Here is a 15,607-nt window from a genome sequence, read left to right as displayed (position 1 = left end):
CGCTGTCACACGGAGTGCATCGCAGTCGGAATGATCATGAGTTTCCGGGGTGGGCGGCTGTCGCGCTGCGCTGCCGCAGCTCGTCGGGGTCGAGGCCACGGTCGATGCCGTGCGGCACGACGGTTTGGCCTGGCTCCAGGGTGAGCTTGCGGTCGTCGAGGTACACGTCGACGAGGTCGGGTTCGAACGACACCCACCCGGACACCGCGGCGACCTCGGGCCATGCCTCCAGATACGACCACGCGGCCCGCTTTCGTTCGCCGATGTCGTAGTAGCTGGCCAGGCCCTTGTACGGGCAGAAAGTCTGGCCCTCGACCCGGGTGAGCGCCGAGGAGACGACATCCTCGCGTGCGACGTACCAGCGGGGCGCGAAGCCCGATTCGTAGAGCGCGATCGGCTGCCGTGTCTCGGCGACGAGCTGGTCGCCGTCGCGGACGTGGAGGTGCCGCGAGGTCCGGCGGATGTCGATACGGTGGTACAGGTCGGCTGCGTGACCCACGATGCGCTCGTCCTCTTCGTAGAACGCGTCCATCGACCGCCAAGCGAAAGCGACCCGGTCTCGCAGGACAGCGGCATGAGCCGGGAGGTCGGTGTACTGCCAAGCGGCGCGCCGCGCTTGCGTGTCGCCGCCGTGCACGTCGAACCACGCCGTCGCCCCGAGGTCGCGATGGGTGGTCGTTCGGGTCTCCGGCACAAGAACACCCGCGCGGACATCGGCGAGCGGGAAGAACGCGACCGGGTAGCGGTCGGGCTCATGAAGCAGGACGACATCCTCGCTGTCGGCCACCCACTGCCCGCCGAACTGCACCCGCATCCGCCGACGGAGCGGTTCGGCGAACAGCAGCCGATCCGGCAGCGGCTGTGCTACCAAGAACTGCCCCACCGACCTGGTCGCCAACGGTCCTTGTTGCCATGCCAGACCCATCGCCTTCTCCTTCGCTGTTGTGGTCCTTTTTCTGTGCGCATCGGTTCGGATCATTCGTGGTTATGCCTGACCGCCACTGTCGCGCCGACGCTTCACCCTGGCAATCTCGCCCTGGATCGGCAGCCAGTAGAAGGGAATGAACGCGGCGATCACTGCTAGGCCCAGTGCGGGAACCAGGAGACCCAGCAGGATTCCGGTGGCGATCCACACGAGTGCGAGCCGGAAACGCCAGCTGATGGCTCGTGCGCCAGCAGAGTCGATCGTGGTGGCGAGCAGCCGGTGATTTCGACGCGCGTATTCCCAGATGACGTTGAACAGAATGGCTGCCAATTCGAACGTAAGGCCATGGAATACCACGGCGGTGCGCTGCCCGTGTCCTTCATGGAATGCCTGGGCCAAAACGGATGCGGCGAACGGTAAAAACGCAATGTCCATCAGGAGGACGGTGTTCAGGAACAGCACCACTCGGTCGACACGACGGATCTGATCGAACATAACGTGGTGATTGGCCCATATCTGTCCGATCAACATGAATGTGACGACGTAGGCCAGGTATGACGGCCAGAGGGTGATGAGGCCGTGGAGCAGATCCTGGGCATCTTGCGGTACCCGGATCTCCAGAACGAGCAGAGTGATGGCGATGGCGATGACCGCATCGCTGAATACGACGGTTCGCAATGGATCACGCTCCATTCCGAACGGTGTCGAATTCCTTGGCTCACCCACGGGGTCAGTCATTGCCCAAGTGTGCGGCATCGGCCGTCTACCGCAGCAGGAATCAGTCAGCACCTGCTGCGCGGCAGAACATCTCGGAAGATGCCGTTCGGGGCCGATCTAGATCAATTCGGACGAACGGGCAGTCACCGAGAGTCCTGTCGCGCTAACCTCCCCATGGAGGCGTATCGATCAACAAGGGCTCCAGACCTCCAGGTGCTCGGCCGGCACGCTGCAACCGCTCACTCACACAACGGCACCAACGGGATGTTCATCGCGGCAATCGCCTGCCCGAACCGTCCCGGAAGGGTTGGGATGCGGTGGAAACTGTGAACGGTATTGCGCGGATCTGGTATCGGAGTTTCACCGACCAGGGCCCGCGCCGCCATCGACATCCCCGTGATCGGCTAGGGCGAGGTCAGGGTGGCGCGGGATGTCGTCACGGATCAGCATCGCGGACGAAATGAACCGAGACCAGGGCGCGATGAGTGACAAGGACGCGTCGCGCGCGGCCGACGATGCGATGCCTCGTTTGTCGCGGCGCGGATTGGGGGCGGCGGCAGGCGGATTGGCCGCGGCGCTCGGTTTCGGCGGGCGGATCGCCGCTCCAGGTGTCGCCGCACCACCGGACGGACCCAGCGGTCCTGCGGGGTCGGTTCGATTTCCCGATGGCTTCCTCTGGGGAACCTCCTCCTCGGCCGAATCGGTCGAGGGCGCGATCACCGAGGACGGGCGCGGACCATCGATCTGGGATACCTTCAGCCACACGCCCGGCAAGACTGTCAACGGCGACACCGGCGACGTCGCCTGCGACGAATACCGCCGGTATGAGCAGCATTTCGATCTGATGGCCACCCTGGGTTTGCGAGCCTATCGTTTCTCGATCTCCTGGTCGCGCATCATGCCGACCGGCGCGGAACCTATCAACCCGGCTGGGCTCGATCACTACCAGCGCGTTGTCGACGCCCTGCTCGCGCGCGGTATATCGCCCGTCATCACGATCTATCACTGGGATCTGCCCCAGGCGCTGCAGGACTCCGGCGGCTGGACGGCGCGCGACACCGCCGAGCGCTACGCCGATTTCGCGGCAACGGTCTACGAGACGCTCGGCGATCGAGTGCCATACTTCCTCTGTCTCAACGAGCCGAACTCGCAGGCGCTGCTCGGCTATGGAACGGGGCAGATCGCGCCTGGAATCGCCGACCCGCATGCGATCTTCCCCGCGGCGCACCACCAACTGCTCGGCCAGGGACTGGCGGTGCGAGCCATGCGCGCGGTCAACCACCCGGCCGCCTTGATCGGGACCACGATCAACATCATCGATGTTCATCCGGCGAGTGGCAGCTCGGCCGACATGGCGGCCGCGAACCTCTTCGACGGCATCTGGAACCGAACCTATCTCGCACCGATCTTCAAGGGTGCCTACCCCGAAGACGTGCTGGACTACTACGGCAAGCTTGGTGACACCGCCGAGGTGATCGAGGCAAACGACCTCGCGACGATCAGCAGCCCACTGGATTTTCTCGGCGTCAACTACTACACAAGCAACGCCGTCGCCGCGGACGCCAAGCCACCCGGCTACCGAATCGTTCCCCCGGTCTCGTCGAGTGGTCTCGGGTCGAGCGGACCCGACATCACCGCAATGGGGTGGCGGGTCGCGCCGCAAGGACTGATTTCGGTACTGCGCCGGGTCCGCGACGACTACACCAGGATCCCGCTGTACCTCACCGAGACCGGGGTCGCCTACCACGACTATGTCGACCCCTCCGGCGAGATCCGCGATGGCGACCGCATCGCGTTCCTCGATGCGTACCTGCGCGCCGCCCACGACGCGATCGCCGACGGCGTGGATCTGCGCGGGCTGATCGTCTGGTGCTTCCAGGACAACTTCGCCTCGACCAACGGCTACTCGATCAAGTTCGGCCTCGCCTGGACCGACTTCGTCAGTCAACAGGTGATTCCGAAGCAGAGCGCAGCGTGGTACCGCGACGTGATCGCGCGCAATGGTCTGGCACCGCGTTCCTGAACTGTCGCGAACCTCGGTGCGAAGGCCCACCGACGCCGCTGGCTGCTGCCCCTTTTGCCGGGACACAGCAGCGTGTTGCAGCGGGCTGTCGCGTTCCGATCTATACGCTCGTTCACGATTGTGACGGTGTCGGATCGGATTGAGGTGTTCGATGCGAGTTGTCCGTACATGTCGGCGAGTGGTGGCGGTGCTGACGTTGTCGGTCGGCGCCGCACTCTCGATGCATACCGTTGCGGCACATCCGGAAACCCCGGGAACCGTGATCACGGAGTACCCGCTACCGGAAGGTTCGCGTGGGATATCCGATGCCACCGGCTCAGTGATCGAGTACTGGATGCGTGGTTCGCGTGGGATGACGCAGCCAGCCAGCGGAGCGCTGTACATACCTGCCGGCACGCCTCCGCCGTCCGGCTGGCCGATCATCGCCTACGACCACGGCACCAGCGGACTCGGACCGCGCTGCGGTGGCCAGTCCGATCCGCTCGCGCACCCCGCCCAGACGGTTGCGGGCGATGAAGATGCGCTGCTCCAATTCCTGACGTCGCGGGGATTCGCCGTGGTCGCGCCGGACTACCTCGGCCTCGGCGTCTTCGACACCGGAACGCATCCATATCTGGGGATCGAAACCGAGGCGACTGCCACGATCGACCTCGTGCGCGCCGCTCGGTCCACCCACCCGGAACTGTCGCGGACGTGGGCGGTCATCGGCACCTCGCAGGGCGGGCAGGCCGCGCTCGGCACCGCCCACCGGCAGGTCACCGACGCCCCGGACCTGGACTTCCGCGGCACCGTCGCGATCGACCCCGAGTCCGACGTGGAGAAGCTCGCGCCGCTGTTCGGACCCGGCACGCCAACCCCCGCCGTCATTGCGGACGGTTTCATGGATCTGTTCGTCAGCATATTGGCCGGACTCCGCGCCGACCGGCCGGAAGTGAGTGTCGACGAATACCTGACCGCCGGGGGCCGGTCCGTGCTCGACAGCGTCGGCGCGATGTGCACGCCTCAGATCATGGACGCCGTCCGGGGCCTGAATATCGGCGACTTGCTGGCGAAGCCGCTGTCCGTCGCACCCATGCCTGCCGCCGCGGACGCTTACATGGCTGTTCCCACCAGTGGCTACGACGCCCCGATCCTGTTGTGCGTCAACGTCACCGACACCACCGTTCCCTCTCCACTACACGCTGCCCTCGTCGCCCAGCTCGCCGCCGCCGGCGTCGATTTCCACACCGTTTTCAGCACCGGCAAGCACACACAACTCAACCCCCAGATGTGGACCGCTATCGAGCAGTTCATGGCCCGCGTCCAGTCCAGTGAAAACCGTTGAGCCTGTTCGCTCGGATCATCGCCTCGACCCGCTCGGCAATCTGACGGCCGTTGTACACGCTCGCGTGCCTACCGGCCCGTGAATTCGGGTGCCCGACGTTCGAGCATGGCGGAGACCGCTTCGTGGTGGTCGTCGGTCTGGTGGGCGATGGCCTGCAGGGCGGCGGATAGTTCGAGCAGACTTTCCAGGCTCTGCCATTGCCCCTCGCGCAGCAGCTTCTTGGTCATCCGCAGCACGTGGGGTGGATTGGCGGCGACCCTGGCGGCCAGCGTGTGGGCCGCGTCGAGCAGTGCGTCGGGTGCGACGACCGTCGAGACCAGCCCCCAGTCCAGCGCCGTGGCCGCATCGATCGACTCGCCCGTGAACGCCATCTCGCTGGCGCGTGCCATGCCGACCGCGCGCGGGAGTAGCCAGGCACCGCCGTCACCGGGGATGATGCCGACCTTGGCGAAGCTCTCGGCGAATATCGCGGTATCGGCGGCGATGCGCATATCGCACATGAGTGCCAGGTCGCAGCCCGCACCGATGGCCGGGCCGTTGACCGCGGCGATGGTCGGAATTTCACAGTGATACAGGGCTTTCGGGATGCGCTGGATCCCATGTCGATAACCCTGCCGCAACTCGGCGGGTGCGCCGCCGAACATGCCAGTCCGGTCGCGCATGTGCTTGATATTGCCGCCCGACGAGAAGGCGGTGCCGGCACCGGTCAGGATCGCCACCCGCACCGAAGGATCGGCGTTGGCGGCCGACACCGCGTGCTCGAGCGCATCCACCGTCTCGGCATCGGATACAGGGTTGCGGGCCTCGGGATTGTTGAGGGTCCAGACGACAATGTCGCCGGTGCGCTCGATCAGGACGGGCTCACTCACTGTCTACTCCTCAGGTGCGATGACGATCCGGACATCCACTGGAACTATGCCGTTACCCGAGGCCACGACGGGATTCAGGTCCATTTCCGCGATCTCGGGATGCGCTGCCACCAGCTCACCCCTGCGACGGACCGGGTCGATGCGGCCAGTGCCTCGGTGCTGCGCTCGATGACCGCGTTCACCTCGCTGGTGCAGGCGTTCACCGCGGGGGTGGCGACCTCGCACGGGAATGAGGCGCGCGTCACTGCTGCATGAGGAGCGGCTGCCACGTCTACCCGGATTCGGGGCATATTCAACAGCTGGTCGGCTTGAATATCGTCGGGTTCGGAACCGCGGCAAGCTCGGACGCGCCACCCTCGGGGATGGTTATCTCTTCGACGCCGCTTTCGGGGCTACCGGTGCAGCGGAGATGATGCCGATCACTGTTGCGACAATTGGGCCGTCGGGGTCGCTGAGGCGTGGCAGCGCTCTGCGATTCACCAGCAGCGATCCGAGAGTGAGATCGACCAGTTCGGCACCGACCTGTTCGGCAGAGCTGCGCCCTTCCGGCTCGAACCATGTCCACGCCCATTGCGCGGCACCGAAGATGAGCAGGCTCCGGATACTGGTGTCGACAGGCCGGAACTCACCGGATGTGAGACCCGCATCGAGCAAGCCGTGCAGGATTCCGATGTACTGCCTTCGTAGCTTTCGCCCCTCGGAATTCTCATCCTGCTGTGCGAATCGCGCGACCTCGCGCTGGAATGCGACGGTCCGATTGCGATCGAGCACCTGATAGAGCATGGCCGCGTGCAACAGTCCGGCAAGCTGCTCGGTCGGCGTATCGAACGCCGAAATAATTCGCTCCGCCTCATCGATACGCTGTCGCATGTAGGAAATATGCAGAGCGTCCAACAAGCGCGCCTTCGTGCCGTAATGATGCACGATCAAGCCCTGCGAGATGCCCAGCTCGCTCGCGACATCATTGAAGCTGGTCCCGTCGTAGCCCTTCTCGGCGACATGGCGCGTGAAGATGTCGAGAATCGCGCCCGACTTGCCCGGTCCCGCCGCACGCCCACTCATTGGTCCCGCCCCTCCTCGCCCAAATTTCCGGACACTCTAGCACCCGCTGACTGCGTAACCAGTCGTTGACTGAGTGCGCAGTCAGTATTAGCATATGCGCCGAGTCGCCCTCGCGCGTTCTCTGCATCAACCATTCATCTCGAAATAGTCGACAAACTTCCTATGGATCAACTCACCTGTCCCGCCGAGGCCGTCAGCGAACATTCCGCATGACCAGCCTGTCTGGCACGGCCACCAATATTTCGACGCGCATCGCCCGATGTGGCGACAACTACGTCAGCACTGACCGCAGACGGCGGTCCCCCGCGCCGTGAACACCCGCTGCCAGAAGGACAAGTGATCACGGTGGACGCGGGCGTAGCGGTGCCAGAGGATCCGGCGATGGATGCGGCAGCTCTGTTGTCGCCGGATCAACTATTGGCGGCGATCGCCGGGCGTCTTGCCGAACCGTTTCCGCTGATCACCTGGGCGAGAGAACTGGGTGATCTGCACGCCGCGCTGATTTCGGCGGTTTTGAATCGGCGTCCATCCGAAGTCACCGAGGCTGCCCTGTATGCGGATATCGCCAAGGTCATCGACAAGATCAACTCCTGGGCGGCGTCCTACGTCCGCCACAGCCGGTGCGCCCGCCGCCACACGCACACCTTCGGTGAGGTGATCAGTCATGTCGCGAAAACCTACGCCGAGGCATGGTGGACGGTGCTGCACAGCGACTGCGAGGAGCTTCGGCACTCGGCGTGGGTCCATCTCAGCGAGGTCCGTGACGGTTACGAACACCTCATCGGCGATATTCGGGCAGGCCGCGTGCAACTCCCACTGGGATGGCGAGGCATCCGAAACGCCCCACAAGAAGACTGCTGATGTGTCGTGGGTCGGCGGGTGAGCAGCGGACGATCATTACCGAGGTGAGTTCGCCCGCGGAGTAGGATCCATCCCAGGGCTTGTCGAAAGGCGAGGTCGGGATGCATGAAATGGCGATAACCCAGTACCTTGTCGACGCCGTCTGTGAGCACGCGCAAGGGCGTGCGGTTCACAATGTGACGGTCGAGGTCGGCGCGCTGTGTGCTGTGGTGCCCGAGTCCATGCAGTTCTGTTTCGAGCTTGCCACCGAGGGGACGATCGCCCACGGCGCGCGGCTGGACCTGCGTATAGTCGACGGGTCGGCGCGCTGCCGGAACTGCGGGGCGGAGTTTCTTCTGCCCGACCTCATCGTGCTGTGCCGTTGCGGCAGCGGCGATGTCGAGATCACTGCGGGGCGGGAACTTCGAATTGTGTCGATGGAGGTGAGTGAGCGATGTGCGCAACCTGCGGATGCGAAGGCGACGGGGTCGCTGTGATCACCGTCGGACACCTGGAACACGATCACCCGCACGATCATGGCCACCATGACCATGGTCCCGGTCATGAACACGAGCACCCCCATGAGCACGGTCTGACCACGCTGACCCTCGAACAGCGGGTGCTCGCCAAGAATGACGAGCTCGCCGCCGCGAATCGTGTGCGGCTGCGCGAACACGGGATCTTGGCACTGAATATGACCAGCTCGCCGGGCGCGGGGAAGACGACCCTGATCGAGCGAACTATCCGCGAGCTCGAATCTGTTCCGGTGGCGGTCATCGAGGGCGATCAGGCCACCGTGCTGGATGCGCGGCGCATCGAGGCGACCGGATGCAAGGTCGTGCAGGTGAATACCGGCGCGGGCTGCCATCTCGACGCGGACATGATGCGGCGCGCCCTCGACGCGTTGGAACCGGCCCCGGGCAGCCTGCTGTTCGTGGAGAATGTCGGGAATCTGGTCTGCCCGGCATTGTTCGATCTCGGTGAGGCGGGCAAGGTCGTGATCTTCTCGGTCACCGAGGGGACCGACAAGCCGTTGAAATACCCGCACATGTTTGCCGCGGCGGAGCTGGTGCTGATCAACAAGACCGATCTGCTGCCGTATGTGGACTTCGATCTCGCGCGATGTGTGGAGTACGCGCGGTCGGTAAATCCCGGCGTAACTATCCATCCGGTATCGGCGACCACCGGCGACGGGCTGGCTCGCTGGTACGACTGGCTCACCGCCCGGCTATCTGTCGGCATACCGATGCCTTGAAAGCCGTTGGCTCTCAGACCTAGACTCATGTGATCAGAGTCACACGCGGATGCGTCGCTGAAACTGACCGGAGAGGCATCCGCGTGCCCCCGCTGCGGAAGGTGGCAGTCCGATGCCAACTCAGGAAGCAGTAAAAGCCGAAGACACGCTCATCCACGTCCTCTGGATCAATGCGGGACTCAGCTGTGACGGCGATTCGGTGGCCCTCACCGCCGCTACTCAGCCGAGCATCGAAGAGATCGCACTCGGAGCACTCCCCGGTTTGCCGAAGATCGCTGTGCATTGGCCGCTCATTGATTTCGAATGCGGTCCAACCGGCGGCGCCGACGATTTCCTGGAGTGGTTCTTCAAGGGCGATCGTGGCGAACTCGACCCGTTCGTTCTGGTCGTCGAGGGTTCGATCCCCAATGAGCAGTTGCACGAAGAGGGTTACTGGTGCGGCTTCGGCAACAATCCTGCGACCGGTCAGCCGATGACGACGAGCGAATGGCTCGATCGGCTGGCACCCAAGGCGACCGCGGTGGTCGCCGCGGGCACCTGCGCGACGTACGGAGGCATCCACGCCATGGCGGGAAACCCGACCGGCGCGATGGGTGTCCCCGACTATCTCGGCTGGGATTGGAAGAGCAAAGCGGGCATTCCGATCGTCTGCGTGCCCGGTTGTCCGATCCAGCCCGACAATCTGTCCGAGACCCTGACCTACCTGCTCTACATGGCCACGGGCCAGGCGCCGATGATCCCGCTCGACGATGTGCTGCGCCCGAAGTGGTTGTTCGGCGCCACTGTGCACGAGGGTTGCGACCGGGCGGGCTACTACGAGCAGGGTGATTTCGCCGAAGAGTACGGGTCGCCGAAATGCATTGTGAAACTGGGCTGTTGGGGTCCGGTCGTCAAATGCAATGTGCCCAAGCGTGGCTGGGTCAACGGCGTGGGCGGGTGCCCGAACGTGGGTGGCATCTGCATCGGCTGCACGATGCCGGGGTTCCCGGACAAGTTCATGCCGTTCATGGACGAACCGCCGGGCGGCAAGATCTCCTCGACCGCTTCCGGGCTTTACGGGTCGGTGATCCGCAGTCTGCGACACATCACCGGCCGCACCGTCGACAAGGAACCGCGCTGGCGGCACAAGGGCGGGAAGCTCGAATCCGGCGCGACACGCACCTGGTAGGGAGATATTTCGATGACAGAGATCATTCCCGATCCGTCGCTTCGCAAGATCGAACCCGATGCCCTGGTAGAGATGGCCTGGGATCCGATCACTCGCATCGTCGGCAGCCTCGGCATCTACACCAAGATCGACTTTTCGAGTCGCGAGGTCGTCGAGTGTCACAGCACCTCATCGATCTTCCGCGGCTATTCGATTTTCATGAAGGGCAAGGACCCGCGCGACGCGCACTTCATCACCAGCCGCATCTGCGGCATCTGCGGAGACAACCACGCGACCTGCTCGTGTTACTGCCAGAACATGGCCTACGGGGTCAAACCACCGCCTATCGGCGAGTGGATCGTCAACCTCGGCGAGGCCGCCGAGTATATGTTCGACCACAACATCTTCCAGGAGAATCTGGTCGGAGTGGACTTCTGCGAGAAGATGGTCGCCGAGACCAATCCGGGCGTGCTCGAACGCGCCGAGCGCACCGAGGCGCCACATGCCGGTGACCACGGCTATCGCACCATCGCCGACATCATGCGTGCGCTCAATCCGTTCAGCGGTGAGTTCTATCGGGAGGCGCTGCAGGTCAGTCGGTACACGCGCGAAATGTTCTCCCTCATGGAGGGCAGGCACGTGCACCCGTCGACGCTGTATCCCGGTGGGGTCGGCACGGTCGCGACGATTCAGCTGATGACCGACTACATGTCGCGGCTCATGCGCTACGTGGAGTTCATGAAGAAGGTCGTGCCGATGCACGACGACCTGTTCGACTTCTTCTACGAGGCGCTGCCGGGCTACGAGCAGGTGGGTCTGCGCCGCACACTGCTGGGCTGCTGGGGATCGTTCCAGGATCCGGCGGTGTGCAACTTCGACTACAAGGATATGGAGCAGTGGGGTCGGCGGATGTTCGTCAGCCCCGGCGTAGTCGTCGACGGGAAGCTGATCACCACCTCGCTGGTCGATATCAATCTCGGCCTCCGGATCCTATTGGGCAGTTCGTATTACGAGGACTGGACCGATCAGGAAATGTTCGTCAAGAACGATCCACTCGGCAATCCGGTCGACCGGCGCCATCCGTGGAATCAGCACACCAACCCCAAACCGCAGAAGCGCGACCTGGACGACAAGTACAGCTGGGTCATGTCCCCCCGCTGGTTCGATGGCAAGGACCATCTCGCGCTCGACACCGGCGGTGGGCCGCTGGCTCGCCTGTGGACGACGGCGCTGGCCGGGTTGGTGGACATCGGTTACGTCAAATCCACCGGATCCAGTGTGCAGATCAATCTGCCCAAGACCGCGTTGAAGGGTCCGGTCACACTGGAATGGAAGATTCCGGCGCACGGCAGCAATACGATCGAACGCAACCGGGCGCGGACCTACTTCCAGGCCTACGCGGCGGCGTGCGCGCTGCACTTCGCCGAGCAGGCGCTCGGTGAGATCCGGGCGGGCAACACCAAGACCTGGGAACACTTCGAGGTGCCCGACCAGAGCATCGGCTGTGGTTTCACCGAGGCGGTGCGCGGTGTGCTGTCGCACCACATGGTCATCCGGGACGGCAAGATCGCCAACTACCACCCTTATCCGCCGACGCCGTGGAATGCCAGTCCGCGTGACTCCTTCGGTACGGCGGGCCCCTACGAGGATGCGGTGCAGGGGCAGCCGATCTTCGAGGAGAACGACCGGGAGCACTTCAAGGGCATCGACATCATGCGCACTGTGCGCAGCTTCGATCCATGCCTGCCCTGCGGGGTGCACATGTATCTGGGCAATGGCGTGACCCTGGACAAGGTGCATTCACCCACGCAGACGCTGACCGCGGAATGACGGGTCCGGCCGACGACGGGAGGCACAGCGTGGATGGTCGCCCGCAGCAGCGAGCCAGACCGACCGACGACAACCAGTGGCGGGGCGCGGGTGATCGGATCGACACCCTGCTGGATGCCTGTTCGGCAGCCGGCCCGGTGTCGCGCGAGCGCGCCGAGCGTCTCGTGCGTGAGGTTGTCGATCTCTACGGCGCAGCACTCGACCACGTCATGGCCGTACTCGACGACCAGACCGTCGAGGAGCTGACCCGCGACGACCTGGTCGCGAGCCTGCTGTTGGTGCACGGCCTGCACCCGCACGATGTGCGAACGAGGGTGGCGGCGGCACTCGACAGCGTCCGCCCCTACCTCGGCTCGCACGGCGGCGATGTGACGCTCATCGATGTCGCCGACGGCGTCGTGCGGCTCGAGCTGTCCGGTAGCTGCCGCACATGCCCCTCGTCGTCGGTGACGCTGGAACTGGCGGTGGAGGACGCCGTGCGCGCGGCCGCGCCGGAAATCGAGTCGATCGAGGTGGTCGCGGCGGCGGCGCAACAGCCGGGAGTGATACCGGCCGACGCACTGTTCGCGCGGGTGCACACCGGCGATGCGCCGGCGGGCAGTTGGATCTCCGTCCCGGAGCTCGCGGACTTGGCGGCGGGCGAGGTCGGCGGGTTCACGGTGGGCGATATACCGGTACTGGCCTGCCGGGTCGGCACAGACCTGTTCGTCTATCGCGACCGCTGCGCGGCCTGTGGGCGTTCGATGGCGGGGGCCGCGCTGCACCGCGGGATGGGTGCCCCGGCAGGTTCGGCGGTGCTGCGCTGTCCCGGGTGCCGGGCCCATTTCGACGTGGTGCACGCCGGAGCGCAGCTGGACGGTGAAGGGCATATGGAGCCGTTTCCGGTGTTGGTGCGGTCCGGCGAGATCTCGGTGGCAGTGCCCGCGGAGGTGCGCGGATGAACCAGGGCATGCGCGCACTGCGTCGTATCGCGACCGACACGACCCCGCCCGCGGCGGTGGGAGAGCGGTGCGAAATGTGCGCCGAACCGGTCGGTGCGCAGCACCGGCATGTGGTGGACATCGAAGGCAGACAACTGATGTGTGTGTGCGTGGGCTGCTATCTGCTGTTCACCGATGAGCATGCCGCGCTGCGCTACCGGGCGGTGCCCGACCACTACGTCTCGTTCCCGGACTGTGTGATCGGTCAGGGTGAATGGGACGCCCTCGATATCCCGGTCGGATTGGCGTTCTTCTTCGTCAATTCGGCACTCGGGCGCACCGTCGCGTTCTATCCGGGACCGGCAGGGGCCACCGAATCCGAACTGCCGCTGCAGGATTGGCGGGCGATTCTGGATCGGCATCCCGAACTCGCGCGGCTCGCGCCGGATGTCGAGGCGCTGCTCATCCGGATGCCGGAGCGCGGCGGTCCCGGTGCGGTGCTGCTGCTGCCGATCGATGCCTGCTACGAGTTCGTCGGACGGATGCGAATGCTGTGGCGCGGATTCGACGGCGGCAGGGAAGCCAGGGACTTCATCGCGGAATTCTTCAGCGCGATGTCGGCTCGGGCCCGGCCGGGGGTGGCGTGATGAGTCCGGCCTATGCGATGACTTTCGCGGTGCTCGAGGTGCGGCCGGAACCGTACGCTGCCACCCCGAATCTGTCGGCGCGCATCGGCATCGCCGCATTGGCCGAAGAGCCGGTGCACGCGATCGCGCTGCGCGCCCAGGTGCGGATCGAACCCTTCCGACGCGGCTACTCGGACGCCGAGGGCGCGGGACTGGTAGATCTTTTCGGCCCGCGCGAACGCTGGCACGAAACGCAGAAGTCGTTCTCCTGGATGCACTGTGCCACCATGGTGCCCGGCTTCTCCGGCGGCGCCGAGGTGGAACTGCCGATGCCGTGCACCTACGACTTCGAGGTCACCGGCTCGAAGTATCTGCACGCCCTGCGCGAAGGTACCGTGCCGCTGATCTTCCTGTTCAACGGCACCGTATTCATCAGGGGGGAAACGGGTTTCGCGGTTCAGCAGGTGCCATGGGACCGCGAGGACAAATTCGACATGCCGGTACGCGTATGGCGCGATCTCATGGACGCCCACTATCCGAACTCCGGCTGGGTCCGGTTGCGCCGCGAGAATGTCGAAGCGCTGGCCGCCTACAAGTCCTCGCACGGGCTGCTCGGATTCGACGACGCCGTGGCCAAACTCCTCACCGAGGAGTCCGCGCCGTGAACGCCGCCATGACCCGTGCCCGCGCCGTCGCCGACGCCGTGCTGTACGAGGGGTATCTGCTGTACCCGTACCGGTCGGACGCCCGAAAGAACCAGTCCCGCTGGCAGTTCGGTGTGCTAGGCCCACCCGGCGCGGCCGCGGCCGGATTCGGTGAGGACGACTCGCTGGCCGCCCAATGCGTCGTCCGCGCCTTCCCGGCCACGCGGATCACGCTCACCGCGCGGTTCCTGCAGTTGCAGCGCCGAACGATCGAAATGGACGGGACCGCGCGCGCCGAGCTGATCGTCGACGGTCGCCGATGGGTCAGCTGGGACGAGGCCGTCGAATGCGAAATCCCCTGCGATCCATTGCCATTGGCGGATGCGACGATGCCGATCGACGTATCGGGCTGGCAGGCTGTCGATTCGATTCCGGGAACTGCGGCGGGCACGGTAGTGCGCAGCCGATCACCGATCGAGGGCACACTCGAACTGACCGTCGCCCCAGAGGGTGAATATCGGCGCGTCGGAATACGGTTGCGCAACAACGGCAGCGCGGCTACCAGCTCGGACGACGCCACCGCCCGCTCCATGCTCGGCGCCCATGTGATCGCTGAACTCGACGGCGGTGAGTTCGTCTCGCTGCTGGACCCGGAACCCGGCGCCGCGACGGCCGTCGAGCACTGCACCCAGCATCGCTGTTTCCCGGTGTTGGCCGGGCCGCCCGCCGACAACGGCATTGTCCTGGTGTCGCCGATCATCCTCTACGATCACCCCGAGATCGCCGAGCAGAGCGCGGGCCAGCTGTTCGACTCCACCGAGATCGACGAAATTCTCACCCTGCGCGTGATGACGATGACCGACGACGAGAAGGAACGCGCCCGCGCCACCGACCCGCGAGCGGCCGAGATCATCGACCGCTGCGATCACATGACGCCCGAGGCCATGCACGATCTGCACGGACTGTGGCGCGAGCCCGCGCCGCGCCTGGTTCCCGAGGTGCCCGAGGGCATGAGCTGGTGGGATCCCGCCGCCGACGGTGCGGTGCGTCCGGAGTCCGACGCGGTGCCGATCGCGGGGGTGCTGGTGCGCAAGGGCAGCCGCGTTCGGCTGCGTCCGACGCGGCGCGCCGACGCGCACGATCTGTTCTACGAGGGCAGGGCGGCGCGCGTCACTTCGGTGCACGCCGACGTCGACGGCGAAACGCATGTCGGTGTGGTCATCGATGATGATCCGGCGGCAGATCTGCACGAATGGTACGGGCGCTACCTGTATTTCGCACCCGACGAGCTCGAACCGATTGTCAACGGCGACGAGTGAAAGGAATACGGTCATGGAAGCAGTCGGTGTGGTCGCCATCGCGGTGGTGGCAGTCATTGTCGTGGTCGGCGCGTTTGTCGGCGTCCGGTCGATCCCGGACCTCCGG

General features: G+C 65.1%; 17 protein-coding genes. 12 read left to right on the top strand and 5 right to left on the bottom strand.

The features are described 5' to 3' along the window. Positions 1 to 34: 34 nt before the first annotated feature. Positions 35 to 925 (bottom strand): DUF427 domain-containing protein, encoded by an 891-nt coding sequence (locus AB0L58_RS14845; protein WP_364386605.1) that lies wholly within the window; start codon positions 923 to 925, stop codon positions 35 to 37. A gap of 60 nt (positions 926 to 985) precedes the next feature. Beyond that, positions 986 to 1,618, bottom strand: a complete 633-nt coding sequence (locus AB0L58_RS14840; protein WP_364386603.1) for a TMEM175 family protein — start codon at positions 1,616 to 1,618, stop codon at positions 986 to 988. Positions 1,619 to 2,072: 454 nt separating this feature from the next. Between AB0L58_RS14840 and AB0L58_RS14835 the strand changes: the two genes are divergently transcribed. Then, entirely contained in the window at positions 2,073 to 3,665 is a 1,593-nt protein-coding gene (locus AB0L58_RS14835; RefSeq protein WP_364386601.1) for a GH1 family beta-glucosidase, read from the top strand. A gap of 151 nt (positions 3,666 to 3,816) precedes the next feature. Continuing rightward, positions 3,817 to 4,989 carry a lipase family protein gene (locus tag AB0L58_RS14830; protein WP_364386599.1) on the top strand — a complete coding sequence of 391 codons (1,173 nt, stop codon included), beginning with the start codon at positions 3,817 to 3,819 and terminating at the stop codon, positions 4,987 to 4,989. Between the two features lie 68 nt (positions 4,990 to 5,057). Here AB0L58_RS14830 and AB0L58_RS14825 read toward each other — a convergent pair whose 3' ends face one another. Together AB0L58_RS14825 and AB0L58_RS14820 are read right to left on the bottom strand one after the other, a co-directional pair. Beyond that, positions 5,058 to 5,858 (bottom strand): crotonase/enoyl-CoA hydratase family protein, encoded by an 801-nt coding sequence (locus AB0L58_RS14825; protein WP_364386597.1) that lies wholly within the window; start codon positions 5,856 to 5,858, stop codon positions 5,058 to 5,060. Positions 5,859 to 5,861: 3 nt separating this feature from the next. Continuing rightward, complete coding sequence (locus tag AB0L58_RS14820; RefSeq protein WP_364386703.1) at positions 5,862 to 5,942, bottom strand: hypothetical protein; 81 nt, start codon at positions 5,940 to 5,942, stop codon at positions 5,862 to 5,864. 15 nt (positions 5,943 to 5,957) lie between these two features. Between AB0L58_RS14820 and AB0L58_RS14815 the strand changes: the two genes are divergently transcribed. Continuing rightward, on the top strand, positions 5,958 to 6,113 hold the full coding sequence (locus AB0L58_RS14815) for a hypothetical protein (RefSeq protein WP_364386595.1): 156 nt from the start codon (positions 5,958 to 5,960) through the stop codon (positions 6,111 to 6,113). A 111-nt stretch (positions 6,114 to 6,224) separates the two neighbouring features. Here AB0L58_RS14815 and AB0L58_RS14810 read toward each other — a convergent pair whose 3' ends face one another. Beyond that, on the bottom strand, positions 6,225 to 6,920 hold the full coding sequence (locus tag AB0L58_RS14810; protein WP_364386593.1) for a TetR/AcrR family transcriptional regulator: 696 nt from the start codon (positions 6,918 to 6,920) through the stop codon (positions 6,225 to 6,227). A 381-nt stretch (positions 6,921 to 7,301) separates the two neighbouring features. Here AB0L58_RS14810 and AB0L58_RS14805 point away from each other — a divergent pair, with 381 nt between their 5' ends. The 9 genes from AB0L58_RS14805 (at position 7,302) to AB0L58_RS14765 (ending at position 15,501) form a co-directional block, all read left to right on the top strand. After that, complete coding sequence (locus AB0L58_RS14805) at positions 7,302 to 7,781, top strand: hypothetical protein (RefSeq protein WP_364386591.1); 480 nt, start codon at positions 7,302 to 7,304, stop codon at positions 7,779 to 7,781. Between the two features lie 101 nt (positions 7,782 to 7,882). Next, a complete protein-coding gene (locus tag AB0L58_RS14800; protein ID WP_364386701.1) occupies positions 7,883 to 8,257 on the top strand; it encodes a hydrogenase maturation nickel metallochaperone HypA in 375 nt (124 codons plus the stop codon). Then, entirely contained in the window at positions 8,215 to 9,015 is an 801-nt protein-coding gene (gene hypB, locus AB0L58_RS14795; RefSeq protein ID WP_364386589.1) for a hydrogenase nickel incorporation protein HypB, read from the top strand. Before AB0L58_RS14800 ends, hypB begins: the two co-directional genes overlap by 43 nt. 112 nt (positions 9,016 to 9,127) lie before the next feature. Beyond that, positions 9,128 to 10,183, top strand: coding sequence for a hydrogenase expression protein HypE (locus tag AB0L58_RS14790; RefSeq protein WP_364386587.1), 1,056 nt, complete (start codon positions 9,128 to 9,130; stop codon positions 10,181 to 10,183). Between the two features lie 12 nt (positions 10,184 to 10,195). Beyond that, entirely contained in the window at positions 10,196 to 11,992 is a 1,797-nt protein-coding gene (locus AB0L58_RS14785; protein WP_364386585.1) for a nickel-dependent hydrogenase large subunit, read from the top strand. 29 nt (positions 11,993 to 12,021) lie between these two features. Beyond that, a complete protein-coding gene (locus AB0L58_RS14780) occupies positions 12,022 to 12,933 on the top strand; it encodes a NifU family protein (RefSeq protein WP_364386583.1) in 912 nt (303 codons plus the stop codon). Positions 12,934 to 12,941: 8 nt separating this feature from the next. Then, positions 12,942 to 13,559: a DUF5947 family protein gene (locus AB0L58_RS14775; protein WP_364386699.1), complete on the top strand. Its 618-nt coding sequence runs from the start codon at positions 12,942 to 12,944 to the stop codon at positions 13,557 to 13,559. Beyond that, positions 13,559 to 14,203: a DUF6084 family protein gene (locus AB0L58_RS14770; protein WP_364386581.1), complete on the top strand. Its 645-nt coding sequence runs from the start codon at positions 13,559 to 13,561 to the stop codon at positions 14,201 to 14,203. Before AB0L58_RS14775 ends, AB0L58_RS14770 begins: the two co-directional genes overlap by 1 nt. Then, positions 14,200 to 15,501: a hypothetical protein gene (locus tag AB0L58_RS14765; RefSeq protein ID WP_364386579.1), complete on the top strand. Its 1,302-nt coding sequence runs from the start codon at positions 14,200 to 14,202 to the stop codon at positions 15,499 to 15,501. Before AB0L58_RS14770 ends, AB0L58_RS14765 begins: the two co-directional genes overlap by 4 nt. Positions 15,502 to 15,607 lie beyond the last annotated feature (106 nt).

It is taken from the genome of Nocardia sp. NPDC052112 (genome assembly GCF_040680135.1).
In the GTDB taxonomy this organism is placed as follows: domain Bacteria; phylum Actinomycetota; class Actinomycetes; order Mycobacteriales; family Mycobacteriaceae; genus Nocardia.
Note: the sequence above shows the minus strand (reverse complement) of the source record. Positions and strands in the feature narration are given on the sequence as shown.

Bases quoted from the DNA above. Each gene is read 5' to 3' on its own strand.
- AB0L58_RS14845 (WP_364386605.1), bottom strand. From the start codon at position 925: ATGGGTCTGGCATGGCAACAAGGACCGTTGGCGACCAGGTCGGTGGGG.
- AB0L58_RS14840 (WP_364386603.1), bottom strand. From the start codon at position 1,618: ATGGAGCGTGATCCATTGCGAACCGTCGTATTCAGCGATGCGGTCATC.
- AB0L58_RS14835 (WP_364386601.1), top strand. From the start codon at position 2,073: ATGTCGTCACGGATCAGCATCGCGGACGAAATGAACCGAGACCAGGGC.
- AB0L58_RS14830 (WP_364386599.1), top strand. From the start codon at position 3,817: ATGCGAGTTGTCCGTACATGTCGGCGAGTGGTGGCGGTGCTGACGTTG.
- AB0L58_RS14820 (WP_364386703.1), bottom strand. From the start codon at position 5,942: ATGGACCTGAATCCCGTCGTGGCCTCGGGTAACGGCATAGTTCCAGTG.
- AB0L58_RS14815 (WP_364386595.1), top strand. From the start codon at position 5,958: ATGCGCTGCCACCAGCTCACCCCTGCGACGGACCGGGTCGATGCGGCC.
- AB0L58_RS14810 (WP_364386593.1), bottom strand. From the start codon at position 6,920: ATGAGTGGGCGTGCGGCGGGACCGGGCAAGTCGGGCGCGATTCTCGAC.
- AB0L58_RS14805 (WP_364386591.1), top strand. From the start codon at position 7,302: ATGGATGCGGCAGCTCTGTTGTCGCCGGATCAACTATTGGCGGCGATC.
- AB0L58_RS14800 (WP_364386701.1), top strand. From the start codon at position 7,883: ATGCATGAAATGGCGATAACCCAGTACCTTGTCGACGCCGTCTGTGAG.
- hypB (WP_364386589.1), top strand. From the start codon at position 8,215: ATGTGCGCAACCTGCGGATGCGAAGGCGACGGGGTCGCTGTGATCACC.
- AB0L58_RS14790 (WP_364386587.1), top strand. From the start codon at position 9,128: ATGCCAACTCAGGAAGCAGTAAAAGCCGAAGACACGCTCATCCACGTC.
- AB0L58_RS14785 (WP_364386585.1), top strand. From the start codon at position 10,196: ATGACAGAGATCATTCCCGATCCGTCGCTTCGCAAGATCGAACCCGAT.
- AB0L58_RS14775 (WP_364386699.1), top strand. From the start codon at position 12,942: ATGCGCGCACTGCGTCGTATCGCGACCGACACGACCCCGCCCGCGGCG.
- AB0L58_RS14770 (WP_364386581.1), top strand. From the start codon at position 13,559: ATGAGTCCGGCCTATGCGATGACTTTCGCGGTGCTCGAGGTGCGGCCG.